Here is an 18007-nt window from a genome sequence, read left to right on the forward strand (position 1 = left end):
TTTTTGAGGAAAAAGTTATGTCCTTCTTATCATGTCATGTAGCATTTCAGGATGCGATCTGTTCTCAATATATCATTTTTTTACATTTTCCAATTTAATAGCGTGCAGAAAGGCAAACAGCCTCTGCACGCTTGTGTATAAATCTTAAATTTCAACTTATATCTTATATCATACAGCAGTCATTTTCTTGATCATCCAGACGGTGCTACATCAAATGCTCATCGGTTTCCCTTGATAGTCAACGAAAACAAATTCACTATCGATACGAACTTGTCGATTAATGAGATTATAAATATCTTCTGCTGTTTCTTTTGGATGTGTCGGGGCTATCATTCCTCCCATATCCGTCCTTACCCACCCTGGATGGACGGAAAGGACTTGAATGCCTTCATTCTTTAATGCTACATGGAGCTTCTCGGACAACATATTTAAGGCAGCTTTCGACAATCCATAAGGATAATCACCACTATATGCATTTGTTAGACTACCACCTTCTGACGAGATGTTGATAATGGATTGATTCTCACCCTTTTTCAGCAAAGGTAGAAAATGTTTAATCACACGGGCTGGTCCTAACGTGTTGACATCAAATGCTAGTTTGATAGCCTCTATATCAAGATCCTCAATAGACGTACCCCTTCCATTAAGAATGGCAGCATTATTGATAATCACATCAAGACTTTCACCTACATTACGAGCTGCTTCACGAACAGATTCCTCGTCTGTGACATCTAAATGAAGAATTTCTAACTGGTTGCTATTTTTCTCTTTTAATTTGGTTAATTGAGTCCTTTTTTGTTCATTCGGATCTCTGACTCCAGCAAAAACTCGGTACCCTTTTTCTAATCCAACTTCGACAAATCCAAGCCCTAAGCCCCTATTTGCCCCAGTAATTAATATATCCACCATAATCCTCCCAGATTTTTTTTAATAGTTACTTCATTTTGCATTGAAAAATCAACAATTGGCCTCTTCTCTTTATTATACCCTCCTATCCTTAACCAAATTGTAATCATTAAATTAAGTAATTCTACAAATTTAAGGTTCCATATCGCATCTATTTGAGTATCAAAGGTTTTAATTTCATAATATAAATTATAAAAAAATGAACAAAACTAATACAACCCTCTTCTACCTTTACATGATCTAACAATTTCAGTTCAAATCCACAGTTACATTTTTTTAATGTTTTTCTTATCGGAGATATCTTACTGTTACATCTTGGGCATTCATTAACCAAATACAAATTATGTATGGGACAAATAACATTAACTGTATAGTTCCAAATTTTAATTGTGGATTTTCTTTCATTCCTCTTTCCCATAATTCTCTAGGCGCAGTCCCTCTTCTAGAATCGTAAGAATTTGCAATTAAATCTAAAAGTTCTATATGTAGCATATATATAAACCCTTGCATAGTAATACACGCTTTTCCTTCTGAATCATATTGTCCCCGTTCAAGAGGATTTGAAAAAGTCGTTCCTTTTAAGCTATATCCCTTTCTTATATCATCCTCAGTCATAATTGAATATATCCAATCTTGTTGTTCACAGTACATCTTTCCTACCTCAAACTTAACGCCAAAATTATAGGGTTAAGACAATCAGTAATTTCAAGTTGGATAAAAAGAGGATTTTTAATAGGAAATGGTGATTCAGGAGGGAAAAGGTTTGCATTAGAAGATATACAGATGTTTCAAAAAAATATATTACTCTAAAAGAAATTGCGGAAAAGCATAATACCATCTCTGTGTATATGATGAAAAAATTAAAGTGGGATGGGAATTAAGCCGATTTCAGGTATTGAGATTGATGGGAGCGAAGGATATCTTTATAAAAGTGAAGATGTAATGGTGATATTATAACCTACCAGTTACGTATTTTGGTAAACATGTAATAGGTAGGTGTTTTACGTTTGTAATTGAATTTTAAAAGTGGTATTTGTGGACTTGAATGTCTTTTAATACATTAATGGGGAAAAGTATTTTATTTCCATCATTGAACTTTGGACCAGAAATAGAATGGATTTTTCCAGTATAATTTTTCTCATAGAATGCTTTTTAAATCATTAGAATTTTTCGCAACATGGATTCCTCAAATATTGCCATAGTATATATCAAACTAGAATTTTCATAACCATTATAATCAGTTATTCTTAATATATATCCTGCTAAAGATTCATCTTCTAAAGGTTTTGGAGTTAGCAATAACCTTTCCAATAAGCCATACCTCTCCTTCATTTATTTTTTTATTATTTCAAAATAAAACAGCTAAGAAAATATAATTTTCTTAGCTGTTTTACTTTCTAGCTGATTTTGAAATCTAGTTTAGGAGTTCTTGAAACTATTCCGAATAATTATGAAAAATCACATTATAATGCTGTCATTTCTTCGTGCTCGTGTTCATCCTGCACGAATAAAATACCTAATTCATGATGTTCGCCTTCATAGGACGCGCGCTGATCAAACCGGATCTCACCGTTCAGGCCGATGATCTCCATTTTTACAAATGCGCGGTTTTTTTGAAGTGCTTCATAAAAATCCGATACATGCTTCACGGGGATGCCGTTTACTTTCGTAATAATCTCACCGATCTTCAGCTCAAGATCGTCCGCGGGTGTGTTCGGAATGATGCCGAGCACCATTAAGCCCTGATCCCGCTTAGAGAAATAAAACGGAGCCGCGTTATCGTTCAGCCGCTGTCTCAATGATAAAAACAGGCGTCCGAGCACCGCAATACAAGCGGCAGCTCCGGCAAGCGGAGTCCACCAAAGGGCCGCTGCCCCGAATACGGCCACGATAATCCCGAGAATCATGACACGTTTCGCCGTTATCCTTATGCTGACTTCCGGAAGTGACCCCTGCACACGCTGTCCGAAGCCGGCGATATAAGGAATCCAGATCAAATGGAAAGAGCCGCCCGGCACGGTAAAGACAGGCCACCAGGAAAGGTGTGACTCAAGCCCGCTGCCCGGCACCAATAAGAAAAGCGGAAACAGCCATGCGCGATTCGCCAATTGTCGGCCGATGGGCAGGCCTCTGCTGCTGACGACAAGCGCCGGAGATGTTTTCAGATGCGCTGAACGGCAGGCAGCCGCTCCCTCCGTGATAATCAAAAGGCCCATAAACACGGCCGCCGATGCCCAATTCACGCCGAATGCCTGCGGAAACCGATCCGCAAACGGCACTGTGTCGGTATACTGAAGGATAAACGCAATGAACATGCCGGCGCTGACAACATAAGCTGAGGACAGCCAATTCATACGGAACGTCAGCGAAGCCAAAGCCGTCACAGCCGCGATTATGCCGAGAAGACCGAATGGAATCGAAATTCCCAGTCCAAAAAATAATATGGAGAGAAGAATACCCGGTATAAGTCCTTTTATGTATGTAAAGATAAGCTCGTCATACATATCCGCGATTTTTGTATGAAACGTATGGCGTTCACGTTTGATCCGCAAATATCCGCATGCGAGACTTATGATGATAAAAAACCAGAACATCGGGTGCAAAAAAAACAGACCGATACTTTTCAGAAGTTCAATTCCCCATTGAACAGACACTGCTTTCACCGCCTCAAGCCAAACATTTTAATTCTATTCTACCAAATAATCATTGGCTTGAATATCTCAAACGTCTATCTCTCTTCCGTCATCCACAGCGTTACATTTGAGAGAGAGAAATCTTTCAGATAGTGGTCAACCTCCACCTCGATCACGCCGCTGATCAGAAGCATGGACCGCTTAATATCCGTCAGATTGATTCCTAAACGTTTATGGTTTTTCATTAAGTAAGTGAAATAATGCTTTGCACACTCTTCATTGATTTCGTGAACGCATTCAACATTTGTGTAATTGACCAGGTATCTGCTGAACAGCATAAGAAGACTTAGTGCTTTTGTTGATGAAAATGTGACGTCTTTTGTTCTGTCTTTTAGTTGTTCCACTAATTCATAATATTTTTTTTCACGCACAATACTTGCCCTCTTCAATTGTGAACCCCCATTTTTTTATCCAGATAAGCACGGGTGATTACAGCTGCCGTGCTGAAGCGCCGCAAACACTTCTGCTTTCGATACTGAAATGCAGCTGCCAAACTAAAACTGTTCTCTATTAGAACCTTCTTTTATTGTAAGAACTAAAACTGACTGAGGCAACTTTCAAAAGTTTCATTTTGAATACATATTAACTCGGCATAAAGTCTCTCTTCTCTATAAATATCGGGTAATGTTTGTCCTTTATAAATGTTTAAATGTGAAAATTTTTTTAATATCTTGTCAAAACCGACATAATTATATGTCTTTTCGTTCATTTTTAGAGAGTGACAAAAGAAACAGGAGACGTAAAAAACGCCTCCTTTTCATTTATTTTACAAATAATGATTTTAACGCCATTTGCAGCTGTAAATCATTTTTTTCGTCAGATTTCTGTTCATTCATCAGCTGATTCATTTTTTCCGCTGTCTTTTTATCAATGACCGCTGTTTTATCAAGCTTGTACCGGTCTTGAAACGCCAGAACGGCTTTTTTCATTGTTTTGCTGAAATAGCCGTCTGCTCTGCCCGGGTCGAAGCCTAGGCCTTTCAGCAGGATTTGGGCGTGCTTGACATCCGCGCTGTTCATATCAGGCTGAAGCGGCTGTTTCAGCTGAAGCGGTCCCGCCGCAAAATAATCCGGCTGGCTCACAGCGATTGTCGGAGCAATGCCTTTTTTGTGAATCCAATTGCCTTTCGGTGTCAGCCATTTGTAAAGCGTCAATTTAATGTTGCTCCCGTCTCCCATAGGCACGGCCTGCTGAACCGTTCCTTTACCGAAAGAAGTGTCACCGACAACGTCATAATGTCCCGCTTCTTTTAACGCACCCGCAAGAATTTCTGAAGCGGAGGCGCTTCCTTTATCCGTAATGACATTGACGGGATACGGCTTCTTATGTTTTAAGGTTGAGAAATATTGTTTTTTATCGCCGTTACGCTCCGCAATTTGGATATACGGCATGTCTTTTGTGATGAAATGCTTTAAAATTTGTTCGACGCTTTGAAGGTAGCCGCCGGGATTCCCTCTTACATCAAGGACGAGACCGTCAATCCCTTGTTTTTCAAGCTTTTTCAGCGCCGCGGCGAAGTCCTGGGCGGTATGCTCGGAAAATGTCGATATTCCGATGTAGCCGACATGATGGCCGCCTGATTCTTTGCGGGAAGCAAATACGGTTTCAAGCGGAATTTCCGCTCTTTTAATCCGGAATGACAGCTGTTTATCAGTACCCGGACGCTGTATTTTAATAGAAACCTTCGATCCTTTTTTTCCTCTGATTTTCAGCACGGCTTCGTTTAAACCTTTCCCGTTCATTGACTCGCCGTTTATGCTGATGATTTCATCATTCGGCTTGAGGCCCGCTTTTTCCGCCGGAGATTGCTTAAACGGTGATACGATAATGATTTTATTGTCTTTCATACCGACTTCAGCGCCGATCCCTTCGAAAGAAGAATCAAGAGAATCGGAAAACTGCTTGGCGGTCTGCTTGTCCATATAAACGGAATAAGGGTCGTTTAATGTAGACAGCATCCCCTGAATCGCTCCTTCAAGAAGCTTTTCTTTATCTACATTTTCCACGTATTCGTTCGAGATCAGCTCATATGCTTTTTCGATTTTTTCCATTGCCCGGCTTCTTTCTGCGTCTGATGAATTCGGCTGTGCCGCCCCGGCAATATGGGCTCCGCCGCACATGATGCTGACGGCAGCTATCACTGCGATCATTTTCTGCTTCATCGTTTACCTCCTCTTAGTCCTTTTACGAAAACCTGGAGATAGTATGTGTAAATTGCAAAGAATTCATGTAACGGCAACAAAAAAATGAAAAAGCGAGATTGTTACATATATATGGGTAACGTATAATATTTTGTATGCAATTCATTAAATATACAGGAGAATGCGATATGAAAATAAAATTATCGATTTTATCCGCGGCGGTTCTGGCCGCAGGAATTACCGCCTTTGTCTGGCCAAAAACAGAGGCCAATGAAAAAACGCAGACGGACGCCTTGTATGTTTCTCCGGCAGGCAGCGACCAAAATGAAGGAACGAAAGAAAAGCCGTTCCGCACATTAAAACATGCGGCTGAAAAGGCAGAGGCCGGGACAACCGTATTGATTCGGGAAGGGACGTACGATGAAACGTTTGAAGTAAAGCACAGCGGCACGGCCGAAAAGCCGATTACATTTCGGAACTATCAGAATGAGCATGTCTCAATCAGCGGCAAATCTGCGCCAAAAAGCGATTCTGAAACTCCGTTAATTCAAATCCGCAATAAACAGTACATTACCATTCACGGCGTTACGCTTGAGAATCTCTCCGTATCATCAGAAGATGCAACGGCCATGGGAATCTTCGTCACCGGATCAAGCAGTCATATCAACATTGACGGCAACCATATCCGAAACATTAAAACCACGGCTGATGAGGGAAATGCACACGGCATCGCATTTTACGGCACAGGCGCCATGAAGGATGTCAGCATCACAAATAATACGGTTGAAAAACTGACGCTCGGCGCAAGCGAAGCGGTCGTGCTGAACGGGAATGTTGACGGATTTAAGATTGCCGGCAATACCATCCGGGACAATAACAATATCGGGATTGACGTGATCGGATACGAAGGAACGTCCAAGCAAAACGACTATGCGCGAAACGGCGTCATTGAAAACAATACGGTGAGCCATAACTCTTCTTACGGAAATCCCGCTTACGGAGATGAATATTCAGCGGGCGGTATTTACGTTGACGGCGCAGAACATGTGGACATTAAGAATAACACCGTTTACAACAATGACCTCGGCATTGAAGCCACTTCCGAACATAAAGGGAAATACGCGCGAGATATCCGGATTACGGATAACAAGGTGTACGGCAATGCTTACACCGGTATTTCAATCGGAGGCTATGACACGAAACGCGGCGGCACCATCAATTCTGTGATCGCTCATAACATTATGTATCGAAATGACACGAAGGACCTTGACGGCGGTCAGCTGCTGCTGCAGTACGGCACAAAAGGGAACACGATCGAAAAAAACATCATGACGGCAAGCGGTTCACGGATTTTTATCGCAAATGATTATACGAAAAACGAAGGCAATACCGTTAATCATAACGTCTATCACAAAGAAGCGGGAAAAGACGGCATTTGGAATTGGAAGAACAGAGAATATGATTCATTCACAGCGTACCAAAAAGGAACGGCAAACGATTCGGATTCCATTTATGCGGACCCGATGTACCGTGACGAATCGTCTTATGACTTTACATTAAAGCCCGGATCACCGGCCCTGCCCGTCATTCAGTAACGAAACCATTAAAAAAAGCCAGTCTATATCAGACTGGCTTTTGTATTTATACACGAAGGAATTTCCGGATGGAAGTCAGACTTCCCCATACTCCGATAACCGCGCCGATCAGAATGAGCACAAGTGATACTTGGAACACAAACGGGCTGTACGGCAGAAGTGAAACAAATGAGCCCTGAACTTTCGGGGCCACCCAAGCGACCATCGACTGGTACGTACTCAGCACGAGAGCGATCGGTATGATAGAACCGAATACCCCCAGCAGCAGCCCTTCCAGGAAGAACGGCCAGCGGATAAACCAGTTTGTCGCGCCGACAAGCTTCATGATTTCAATCTCTTTTCTTCTGGCGAAAATCGTGATTTTAATCGTATTTGAAATTAAGAACATTGCCGTGAACAGAAGGCCGATGATTAACGCAATCCCGATGTTGCGTGACACCCCGACGATCTTAAACAGACGGCTGACTTCTTCTTTCCCGTATGTCACTTTATACACATGATCCAGCTTCTCAATTTTTTTCGCGACTTTCGGCGTATCATGCGGATCTGTCGTTTTGACGATAAACGCGTTGTTCAGCGGGTTTTCCTGATCTTGCATTTTCATGGCCTTTCCGCTGTCGCCGAAGCTTTTGACCAATTGATCAAGCTCTTTATCTTTAGATGAAAACTCTACGCTTTGAATTCCCGAGATGTCTTTAATCTCATTCTGCAGCGTATCCTGCGTTTTCTTATTGGACGTCAGATCGATTAATACTTTAATTTCCACTTCTTTTTCAGCATTTTTAGCCATGTTGTTTAAATTCAGCATAATGACTAAAAACACGCCGACCAAAATCAATGTAACGGTAACGGCACTGATGGATGCAAATGTCATCCATGTGTTTCTTCCGAGAGATTTAAAACTCTCACGCAAATGGCGCCCGAGAATTTTAATCATAAGAACCATACTCCCCTCTTGACTCATCACGCACAATAATTCCGTCTTCGATCGCGATGACCCGTTTCTTCATGGTGTTTACTATTTCTTTATTGTGTGTCGCCATCACGACGGTCGTTCCGCGGTTATTAATCTCTTCCAGCGTCTTCATGACTTCCCATGATGTTACCGGATCAAGGTTGCCCGTCGGTTCGTCAGCTATCACGACGTCAGGATTGTTGACGATGGATCTTGCGATGGAAACACGTTGCTGTTCTCCTCCGGAAAGCTGGTCGGGAAACTGCCGCGCTTTATGCTTCAGCTGCACAAGATCGAGCACTTCGAGCACGCGTTTTTTAATGACTGACTGCTGTTCTCCGATAACCTCAAGCGCAAACGCGACGTTTTCAAATACCGTCAGTTTCGGAAGAAGTTTGAAATCCTGGAAAACAACACCTATTTTGCGCCGCACGAAAGGAATCTCTTTTTCTTTTACAGACGCGAGATCTTTATGATTAATCAATATTTGCCCTTTTGTCGGTTTTTCTTCTCTGTAAATCATTTTAATAAAAGTAGATTTACCGGCTCCGCTCGGCCCTACGACATATACAAATTCTCCGGGATGAATCATGACTGACAGCCCGTTAATCGCTTTTACACCGTTCGGATAGGATTTATATACTTCTTTCATCTCTATCATGAAATCACCTAATCTTTTAATTATGTCTTGCAGCCATAGAGTTCGCAAACGTACAGCGGTTTATGGCCGATTTACCAGGAAACAGATGAAAAATCTGAAAGTTCCTTTTCCTCAGTACACTTCATTATACGTCAAATTTAGACATATTACTATTACAGTTTCTTTTCATTCCCAGGCCGTGAAAAAACCTTGCCCCTATAACAGGCAAGGTTTTTCTGTTATTTTTTCTGTGACAGCCATTTTGCGATCTTCGCGGCTTCCTCATCATTTACAAGATGGCTCGGCATATTGCCTCGTCCGTTTTTAATGATGCTTTCAATTTTAGCTTCATCATACTTCCCGCCGACTTCCTGTAAATTCGGACCTCCGCCGCCTTCTAAGTCTTTACCGTGACAGCCGATACAGCTTTGCTGATAAAGCTCTTCTCCCGCTGACGCAGATGCTTTTGACCCGCCTGAGCTGTCAGAGCTTTCTTTTTTCGATTCATTGGAACCGCCGCATGCCGCCAGCAGGACGGACATGGTCAGAACCAGCGCCAGCAGCGCCCATTTTGATTTCATATGTAAGATGCACCCCTTCGCTATTATAACCCCGTTTACGCGCGTTTGAAACCCTCGCCGAGCACCTCGCTTGCGTCTGCGACAATGACAAAGGCTGACTCATCAATTTGTTTGACGATTTGTTTCAGTTTTGTGAATTCGGTCTGGCCGACGACACACATTAAAATCGGCCGGTCATGTTCCGTATACCCGCCGACTGCGGAAATCTTCGTCACACCCCTGTCGATTTCTTTAAACACAGCCGACCTGACGGCTTCTTCATGCTGCGTAATGATTAAAGCCATTTTGGAGCGGTTGAACCCGACCTGCACGACATCAATCGTTTTGCTTGAAATAAATACCCCGAGCATCGCATACAGTCCCTGCTCCACTCCGAAAACGAGCATCGCGCTCAGCACAATTAATCCGTCCATGATGGCAAGGCACGTTCCCAGCGACAGACCCGTGTATTTGTGAATGATCTGCCCCGCCAGAGCCGTTCCCCCCGTGGAGCCTTTACCAAGATACACGATACCGATTCCCGTTCCGATCCCGACGCCTCCGAAAATCGCCGCCAGCAGTTCATGGGTCGTCGCGGCAGGCAGATCTCTTGTTAAATAGACAGCGAGCGGCAGAACGATGGAACCGACCAGTGTCTTCATTCCGAACTTCCCGCCGAGAATAATCACTCCGGCGATAAACAAAGGTATGTTAATAATCCACTGCACGTAAGCCGGTTCAAAACCAAACGTTTCTAAAATGGTGCTGATCCCGCTTACTCCCCCCGCTGCTATACGGTTCGGCAGCAAAAATACGTTAAACACGACCCCCGTAATCGCCGCGCCGATCATGATGTATATATAATCTTTGATCAGACGGAGCGGCTTATTGTGATTCACATCCATGCAAAATCCTCCGTTCTCCGATTTTCTCTCGATAGCATTTTAAGTCTTCCCGGCTTAGAAGTAAATAACAGCCAAATACCGTATTAATTTGCTAAAGCGCTGTTGTGAAAAATGGAAAAAGAGAACGGATAAAAAAACACACCTTGCCACAGGCAGGTGTGTTCCCGGATTACGACAGTTTAGAACGTAAATAGGCGTCAATGAAGATATCGATATCTCCGTCCATAACCGCCTGCACGTTCCCCATTTCCGTATTGGTGCGGTGGTCTTTCACCATGGAGTACGGATGGAAGACGTACGAGCGGATTTGGCTGCCCCAGCCGATTTCTTTCTGTTCACCGCGGATTTCGTCAAGCTCCGCCTGCTGTTCTTCAATTCTGCGCTGATACAGCTTCGCTTTGAGCATTTTCATCGCCCGGTCGCGGTTTTTGATTTGTGAACGTTCCGTCTGGCACGTGACGACTACATTTGTCGGCAGGTGGGTGATCCGAACGGCTGAATCAGTCGTATTGACGTGCTGTCCCCCGGCACCGCTCGCACGGTACGTATCAACTTTAATATCTTCGGTCCGAATATCAATGTCGATTTCTTCATTGAATTCAGGCATGACTTCACATGACACGAATGACGTGTGGCGGCGGCCTGATGAATCAAATGGAGAAATCCGCACGAGGCGGTGTACGCCTTTTTCCGCTTTTAAATAGCCGTATGCATTGTGGCCTTTAATAAGCAGTGTGACTGACTTAATTCCTGCTTCATCTCCCGGGAGATAATCTAGCGTTTCAACTTTGAAACCGCGTCTTTCCGCCCAGCGGGTATACATTCTGAGCAGCATGGAACCCCAATCCTGAGATTCCGTACCGCCGGCGCCCGGGTGAAGTTCTAAAATCGCGTTATTTTTATCATATGGTTCACTGAGCAGCAGCTGAAGCTCAAATTCATTCAATTCCTTCGTTAATGACTTCAGCTCTTTCTCGAGCTCTTGCTGAAGGTCCTGGTCAGGTTCTTCTTTTAAAAGATCATGTGTCATTTGCAGCTCTTCGTGAGACTCGCTCAGCTGATGATAGGAGTTCACGTATTCCTTCAGACCGTTCGCTTCGTTAATGACGGTTTGGGCCTTCTGCTGGTCATTCCAGAATTCCGGTTCCGCCATCTTTTCATCTAATTCTGCAATGCGGGCTTCCTTTGATTCGAGGTCAAAGAGACCCCCTGAAGTCCGCTAAACGAGAAGCCATATTTTCGAGCTCTGCCCTGATTTCTGATAATTCCATTCCATTCACCTCATTAAAAGATCCGGGGCGCCATAAGACGCAGACCCGGTCATGTTCGCTTCATACAGTCGAGACTATTCTGTCCGGCCGCAGCAATTTTTATATTTTTTTCCGCTGCCGCAATGGCAAGGCGCGTTGCGTCCGATATCCACAACTTTGCGCACCGGCGCTTTTTTCGCTTGTTTGGCCTCATCGCCGTCCTGCGGCTGATGAGCCGTCGTTTGGCCCTGAACAACTTCTTCGCGTTCCAGATTGCTTTCAATCTCGGCCTTCATGACGAATTTCGCAACTTCGTCCTCAATGGACTCAATCATGTGCTCAAACATTGCGAAGCCTTCCATTTGATATTCACGCAGCGGATTTGTCTGCGCATAAGCGCGGAGGTGAATCCCTTGACGCAGCTGATCCATCGCATCAATATGATCCATCCATTTTGAATCAACGGCACGCAATACGATGACTTTTTCAAATTCACGCATCTGCTCTGTGCCGAAATTCTCTTCTTTTTCATTATATTTTGTCATGATGCGGTCCATGATCATCTCATGCATTTCATCCGGTTCTTTTCCGAAGATATCGCTCTTTTCAAGTGCGCCTTCATCAAGATACGTTGAATTCACCAGCTCCACGAGTCCGTCAAGATTCCATTCTTCCGGAAGCTCCTCTTTTGGCGTATAAGCGGCAATCGCACGCTCCAGAGAAGACTTGATCATGCCTTCCACAATGTCACGCAGGTTTTCAGAGTCAATGACTTCAAAACGCTGCTTGTAAATGACTTCGCGCTGCTGACGGAGCACGTCGTCATATTGAAGAAGCTGTTTACGTGAATCAAAGTTGTTTCCTTCGACACGTTTTTGAGATGATTCCACGGCGCGTGACACCATTTTGCTCTGAATCGGCGTGGAGTCATCCATACCGAACCGGTCAAGCATCGCCATCGTCCGTTCAGCTCCGAAACGGCGCATCAATTCATCTTCCATTGAAAGATAAAATTGTGTGATGCCCGGGTCTCCCTGACGTCCTGAACGTCCGCGGAGCTGATTGTCAATCCGGCGGGATTCGTGGCGTTCCGTACCGACGACTGCGAGGCCGCCAAGCTCTTTTACGCCTTCGCCGAGTTTAATGTCGGTTCCGCGTCCCGCCATGTTGGTCGCAATCGTGACAGCGCCTTTTTGTCCCGCTTCTTCAATAATCTGAGCTTCACGCTCATGGTTTTTGGCATTCAGCACCTGATGCGGAATCCCTTTGTTTTTCAGAAGTTTAGAAATCAATTCAGACGTTTCAACGGCAACCGTACCGACAAGAACCGGCTGTCCGGTCATGTAGCGCTGGGCGACATCCTCCGCCACCGCCTTGAATTTCCCTTCCATTGAGCGGTAGATCAAGTCCGGACGGTCGTCACGGATGACCGGCTGGTTGGTCGGGATGGATACAACCTGCATGTTATAAATATTGCGGAATTCTTCCTCTTCCGTTTTTGCGGTACCGGTCATACCGGCCAGCTTTTCGTACATACGGAAATAGTTTTGGAACGTAATCGTCGCCAATGTCATGCTTTCATTTTGAATCTCCAGGCCTTCTTTCGCCTCAATCGCCTGGTGAAGACCTTCGCTGTAGCGGCGTCCTTTCATCAGACGGCCGGTGAAGGAATCAACGATGACGACCTGGCCGTCCTCAACAACATAATCCACGTCTTTCTGCATCGCCGCATGGGCTTTTAAAGCCTGGTTGATATGGTGGTTCAAGGCCACGTTTTTGACATCAAACAGGTTGTCGATGCCGAACGTTTTTTCAGCCTTTGTCATTCCTTCTTCCGTCAGCTGAACGCCCTTCGTTTTGACGTCATACGTATAATCCTGATCTTTCTTGAGTGTGCGGACAAACGCATTTGCCTGCACGTACAGTTTTGTGGACTTCTGAGCTTGTCCGGAAATAATCAATGGCGTTCTCGCTTCATCGACTAAAATTGAATCGACTTCATCAATAACGGCAAAATGAAGCGGGCGCTGCACCATTTGTTCTTTATAGAGCACCATGTTGTCACGCAAATAATCAAAGCCGAGTTCATTGTTCGTTGAATACGTGATATCGGCTGCGTAAGCTTCGCGTTTTTCGTCTTTTGACATCGAATTCAGGTTCAGGCCGACTGTAAGCCCGAGAAACGCAAAAATTTCTCCCATTTGCTGGGCATCACGGCTCGCCAGATATTCGTTGACCGTAACGACGTGAACGCCTTTTCCCGTCAAGGCATTTAAATACACGGGAAGCGTGGACGTCAGCGTTTTCCCTTCCCCTGTTTTCATTTCGGAGATGTTCCCCTCATGAAGGGCGATGCCCCCCATCAGCTGCACTTTAAACGGAAACATGCCGGTTACGCGGCGGGAAGCTTCACGAACGACGGCAAACGCTTCGACAAGAAGATCATCCGTTGTTTCTCCTTTTTCAAGCCGCTCTTTAAATTCTGCCGTTTTATGTTTAAGCGCCTCGTCAGAGAGATTTTCATAATCTCCTCTTACGGCATCAATGTCATTTGCTATTTTTTCGTATTTGTTCAGCGCACGTTTGGTCGGATCAAACATTTTATTTAAAATCCCAAGCATCTATAACGCTCCTCTATGTTCACATGCAGATTTTGCATGGAATAAATGATAATTTTCTGTCCATGTATACCTCTCATTATCATAACATACCTTTTGCTATTTCCAAAGAATTTGCAGATAAAGATAGAGAAAAACCTTCCGCGCGTTCACGGAAGGCTGGGTGGGTTTATTCAGTCGGTTCAATTAATCCGTATTTGCCGTCATTTCTGCGGTAAACGACATTTGTGAGATTCGTCTCCGCGTTGGTGAATACGAAGAAATTATGTCCGAGCATATTCATTTGGAGAATCGCTTCTTCATTATCCATCGGTTTTAAATTAAAACGCTTTTGACGGACAATTTCCGGGCTGTCATCTTCAATTTCGTCCTGAACCGCTACGCCCGTATCAGCAGCGCTGCCGTTTTCGAAATAATGTTTCGGAAGACCCTGCTCGCGGAATTTTCGGTTGACTTTTGTTTTGTGCTTTCGGATTTGACGTTCCAGCTTGTTTGTTGCGAGATCAATTGCATTGTACATATCCTCGTTATGCACTTCGGAACGAAGCGCCAGATCAGTCATCGGAATGGTGACTTCAACTTTGGATTCCTTATCATTATAGAATTTTAAGTTGACGTTCACATCGGCATTGACGCTCTGCTCGAAATATCGCTCCAGCTTGCCGATTTTTCTCTCCACATGATCCTTTAACGCAGGTGTAACCTCAATGTTTTCTCCTCTGATATTGTAGTTCATCAAAGAACGCCTCCCTTTATCTAAGGATATGTAACTATTTCTCTTTTACCCCTTCTGATCCCTGCTGAAACGTTAAAATAATGTGTAAATTCGGTGAACGATGACGAATGGTGTCGGTATTATCCGGCAGCTTCCGGCAGGATTATAAGTATATGCAGAAGACGCAGGCAAAAGACCTGCCGCTTGCAGCAGGTCTAGTGAAGAACATACGGTTTGATGCAGGCGTGCGTCTGCTCCATCCATAGCTTATAATGCGGCAGAAAGATGGTTTTTAAAAACTCCTGAAAAGGGGCGGACGGGAAATCATAATCATTTAACATGCTGAAATCCTGAAAGATCTCGTCAAAAGAGCGGATCGCCGTCTCCACGCATCGGCACTCAATGATAGACAGCAGAAGCGCATGAGAGGAATCGAGATGAAAAAAAGCCTGAATCAAATCGTTGTAAATCCGCTCGCCCTCCGTCTTAAAAAAATCATCCTGCGTGTCCAACAGGTAGCAAAGCCCCTCATCAATCGTAAAAAGAAGCTGGTAATAGGCTGACACCAAATGGTAATCGTTCAAACTTCTCAAAACACTCACCTATTTGCGTTTGTCGTAATAACGGCCGTCACTTGTCGTTTGATGATACGGATTGAAATACGTATTATGGTAGATTCGTTTTTTCTTAAGCGTTTTTATTTCATTTCGGATACCATCCTGAATCCGCTTCACTTCGCCGGTAATCAGGCGGTCCATCGCGGCCACCTGCTGAAGCAGCGTTTTTTCTTCTTCGGAAAAAGGCGGCTTTATGCCCGCAAGCATCTCCTCCCTTTTCTCCGTAAATGCCGTAACGCTGCTGATAAGACTGTCGCTTTCCGGGGCGTCCTTCAGCGCGGCGTACATGTTCTTCGTTTCGTTATACAAAGCAAAGACATTGCTGTTCATCAGGCAAGGCCGCCCGCGCCATGGCTGTTTTTCCGTTCACTCTGCATGGCCTGCTTCCACGTGTCGCGAAATTCAGTAACGAGTTTTTCCGCTTCATCTAAAAACTCTCCGTTATTCTGCACGTTCGCGTCGATCAGCCGGCGGCGGATGTAATCATAAATGGATGACATCTGTTCAGAAATCTCAATCTCCCGGTTTAACGTGATGCTGAGCTCTTGAATGATGTTTTGCGCCTTTACGATATTTTCATTTTTGGCTTCAAGGTTGTTTTGCTTCATCGCCTGCCTTGCCAGCTTAATGAATCGCAGGCAGCCGTTATAAAGCATAAGGGTCAGCTCTTCCGGAGCGGCTGTAAAGACGGATGTCTGCTGATAAGCAGCAAAAGGATTATTTATTGCCATTTTTATAAAACCTCCAAGGTTATGATGTTGAAGATCCTAACATTGACGTGAGATATGAAGATTGGCTGTTCAATTTCTCCAATGCCGTATCCAGTGCGCTGAACTTTTTATAATATCTCGTTTCGATATCATCCAGCTTCGTTTTCATATTGGAAATATTTGTTTCTATTTCATTCAGGCTTTTTCCGATGGCAAAGCTGGTTGATACCGAGCTTTCCGTACCCGCCTGTTTTGAAATTTGAGTCTGCATTTTGTTTAATGTGTCTTTTAATCTCCGGGCAATCCCCTGTTCCTCCGGGTTTTTGGTTTTCGCTGTATCAGGGCTGTCTGCATTAAACAGTTTAGCCACGAGAACAGGATTCTCGGTAATTTTCTGTTTCAGTTTCGCTTCGTCTTTAATGACAAGTTTTCCTTGATCCGTATAACTATCAGACGTCTCAATTCCGAAATCGGCAAGCTGATATTTTTTCCCGTCAATCGTAACCGTTGAGTACAGATCAAGCCGCATCTCCGCCAAACCGTTCTGCAGCGTGCTGTCGCTCCGTAATAAACCGCTTTTGGCTTTTGCCTCCCACTGCTCAATCTGCTTATCGGTCATCGCTTCTCTTTGTTCATCGGTTAGCGGCTTATAATCGCGGTATTTTGATTCTGTCACCTTCGCGTTTGCGCTTTTAATTAACGTATTGTATTTATCAACGAAATCTTTAATGTTGTCAAAAATCCCGTCCGTATCAGTCGTGCTGTTAATCGTAACCGTTTTATTGCTGTCCGTCACGCTGTTCAGCGTGTATTTGATGCCGTTGATCGTAAAGTTATTGGACGTTTTTGTCATTTCAAGCCCGTTGAACGTAAACTTCGCGTTTTTCCCTTCGGCATTGGCCGTCAGTTCATTTGTCGCATCATCAACGGCAAAACCGAGCTGATCTTTCAGAAAGCTTTTGGTTGCGTCATCACCTGCTGAAAGGGTAAACCCTTCCCCCGTTTTATTGGAAGTGAACGCGATCGTATCCACGTAATCCGTGCCGTTGGAAATTTTCTCTTTTAAAGCCGTCACCCCAAGGCCTGAGCTGTTCAGTTTAGAAATGACATCGTCAATCGTATCGGTTGCGGCGATCGTGACGTTTACCTCAGTCGGCTTCGTTTCACCCGGATTTGTGACATTGAATTTCAATGTTTGGCTCTGACCTGAAGTGAAATTGATGGCGCCCGATGATTTATATGTCGTCGGCGTGGCCAGCTGCTGTACAGACATACTCGTTGAAATATTCTGCTCAGCACTGACGGCCGCCGCGCTGACACTGGAATCCGAACTTGTTACTGTTTTTTTATTCCAGTTTGTGGACATCAGCATATTATTAAATGTAGTAGAATACATGTCGGCAATCTGGGTATTCATTTCCCGATAAGCATCGCGCTTCCATTCAAGCGTCTGTTTTTGCTGATTTAATTTATTAAGCGGCTGCTTTTCGGCATCCATCATTTTTTTCACCAGAGAATCTACATCAAGACCGGAATTAAGGCCTGTGATTCTTGTGACCATATGTACCCTCTCCTTTTCGGCGTTTAGTCGCAGACGGCTCTATGACAACAGTGAGTTTCCGACTGTTTATCATATCACAGCTCCATAAATGTATGATCTTATTCTTATATCGGTCATATTAAAAGGTTTTCAATAATGTAA

17 protein-coding genes are annotated in these 18007 nt (G+C 44.1%); 1 reads left to right on the plus strand and 16 read right to left on the minus strand.

Going from position 1 to position 18007, the window contains the following annotated elements:
* Positions 1-210: 210 nt before the first annotated feature.
* From K3G25_RS11825 to K3G25_RS11845, 5 genes are all read right to left on the minus strand, one after another.
* Positions 211-906, minus strand: coding sequence for an SDR family oxidoreductase (locus tag K3G25_RS11825; protein ID WP_021494086.1), 696 nt, complete (start codon positions 904-906; stop codon positions 211-213).
* Positions 907-1194: 288 nt separating this feature from the next.
* Positions 1195-1557, minus strand: coding sequence for a hypothetical protein (locus K3G25_RS11830; protein ID WP_154817734.1), 363 nt, complete (start codon positions 1555-1557; stop codon positions 1195-1197).
* A gap of 812 nt (positions 1558-2369) precedes the next feature.
* Positions 2370-3560: a cell division topological determinant MinJ gene (locus K3G25_RS11835; RefSeq protein ID WP_202729312.1), complete on the minus strand. Its 1191-nt coding sequence runs from the start codon at positions 3558-3560 to the stop codon at positions 2370-2372.
* Between the two features lie 74 nt (positions 3561-3634).
* Entirely contained in the window at positions 3635-3988 is a 354-nt protein-coding gene (gene swrA, locus K3G25_RS11840) for a swarming motility protein SwrAA (protein ID WP_014305920.1), read from the minus strand.
* Positions 3989-4360: 372 nt separating this feature from the next.
* The gene (locus K3G25_RS11845) at positions 4361-5719 is read right to left on the minus strand and encodes a carboxy-terminal processing protease CtpB (RefSeq protein WP_376700814.1); all 1359 of its coding nucleotides are present in this window, start codon (positions 5717-5719) and stop codon (positions 4361-4363) included.
* A 209-nt stretch (positions 5720-5928) separates the two neighbouring features.
* Between K3G25_RS11845 and K3G25_RS11850 the strand changes: the two genes are divergently transcribed.
* A complete protein-coding gene (locus K3G25_RS11850) occupies positions 5929-7335 on the plus strand; it encodes a right-handed parallel beta-helix repeat-containing protein (protein ID WP_128496912.1) in 1407 nt (468 codons plus the stop codon).
* 46 nt (positions 7336-7381) lie between these two features.
* On the opposite strand, the gene ftsX is transcribed toward K3G25_RS11850, so the two are convergent.
* The 11 genes from ftsX to K3G25_RS11905 form a co-directional block, all read right to left on the minus strand.
* Entirely contained in the window at positions 7382-8272 is an 891-nt protein-coding gene (gene ftsX / locus K3G25_RS11855) for a permease-like cell division protein FtsX (RefSeq protein ID WP_007407464.1), read from the minus strand.
* Positions 8265-8951, minus strand: coding sequence for a cell division ATP-binding protein FtsE (gene ftsE / locus K3G25_RS11860; protein ID WP_007407465.1), 687 nt, complete (start codon positions 8949-8951; stop codon positions 8265-8267). Before ftsE ends, ftsX begins: the two co-directional genes overlap by 8 nt.
* Before the next feature lie 218 nt (positions 8952-9169).
* Complete coding sequence (cccB, locus tag K3G25_RS11865) at positions 9170-9511, minus strand: cytochrome c551 (protein ID WP_003151417.1); 342 nt, start codon at positions 9509-9511, stop codon at positions 9170-9172.
* Positions 9512-9546: 35 nt separating this feature from the next.
* Complete coding sequence (locus tag K3G25_RS11870; RefSeq protein WP_007614078.1) at positions 9547-10395, minus strand: YitT family protein; 849 nt, start codon at positions 10393-10395, stop codon at positions 9547-9549.
* A 169-nt stretch (positions 10396-10564) separates the two neighbouring features.
* A protein-coding gene (gene prfB, locus K3G25_RS11875; RefSeq protein ID WP_096034905.1) for a peptide chain release factor 2 occupies positions 10565-11666 on the minus strand; the annotation gives its coding sequence in 2 pieces (ribosomal slippage) (positions 10565-11593 and positions 11595-11666; 1101 coding nt in all).
* Positions 11667-11740: 74 nt separating this feature from the next.
* Entirely contained in the window at positions 11741-14266 is a 2526-nt protein-coding gene (gene secA, locus K3G25_RS11880; protein ID WP_007407469.1) for a preprotein translocase subunit SecA, read from the minus strand.
* A gap of 166 nt (positions 14267-14432) precedes the next feature.
* Positions 14433-14999, minus strand: a complete 567-nt coding sequence (gene hpf / locus K3G25_RS11885) for a ribosome hibernation-promoting factor, HPF/YfiA family (RefSeq protein ID WP_003151413.1) — start codon at positions 14997-14999, stop codon at positions 14433-14435.
* A gap of 194 nt (positions 15000-15193) precedes the next feature.
* Complete coding sequence (locus K3G25_RS11890) at positions 15194-15571, minus strand: DUF8042 domain-containing protein (RefSeq protein WP_014419002.1); 378 nt, start codon at positions 15569-15571, stop codon at positions 15194-15196.
* A 9-nt stretch (positions 15572-15580) separates the two neighbouring features.
* Positions 15581-15925: a flagella biosynthesis regulatory protein FliT gene (gene fliT / locus K3G25_RS11895; protein ID WP_014419003.1), complete on the minus strand. Its 345-nt coding sequence runs from the start codon at positions 15923-15925 to the stop codon at positions 15581-15583.
* Positions 15925-16326, minus strand: a complete 402-nt coding sequence (gene fliS / locus K3G25_RS11900; RefSeq protein ID WP_003151407.1) for a flagellar export chaperone FliS — start codon at positions 16324-16326, stop codon at positions 15925-15927. Before fliS ends, fliT begins: the two co-directional genes overlap by 1 nt.
* 19 nt (positions 16327-16345) lie before the next feature.
* Complete coding sequence (locus K3G25_RS11905; RefSeq protein ID WP_182072045.1) at positions 16346-17866, minus strand: flagellar hook-associated protein 2; 1521 nt, start codon at positions 17864-17866, stop codon at positions 16346-16348.
* Positions 17867-18007 lie beyond the last annotated feature (141 nt).

Source organism: Bacillus sp. FCW2, from assembly GCF_021228595.1.
Taxonomy (GTDB): domain Bacteria; phylum Bacillota; class Bacilli; order Bacillales; family Bacillaceae; genus Bacillus; species Bacillus velezensis.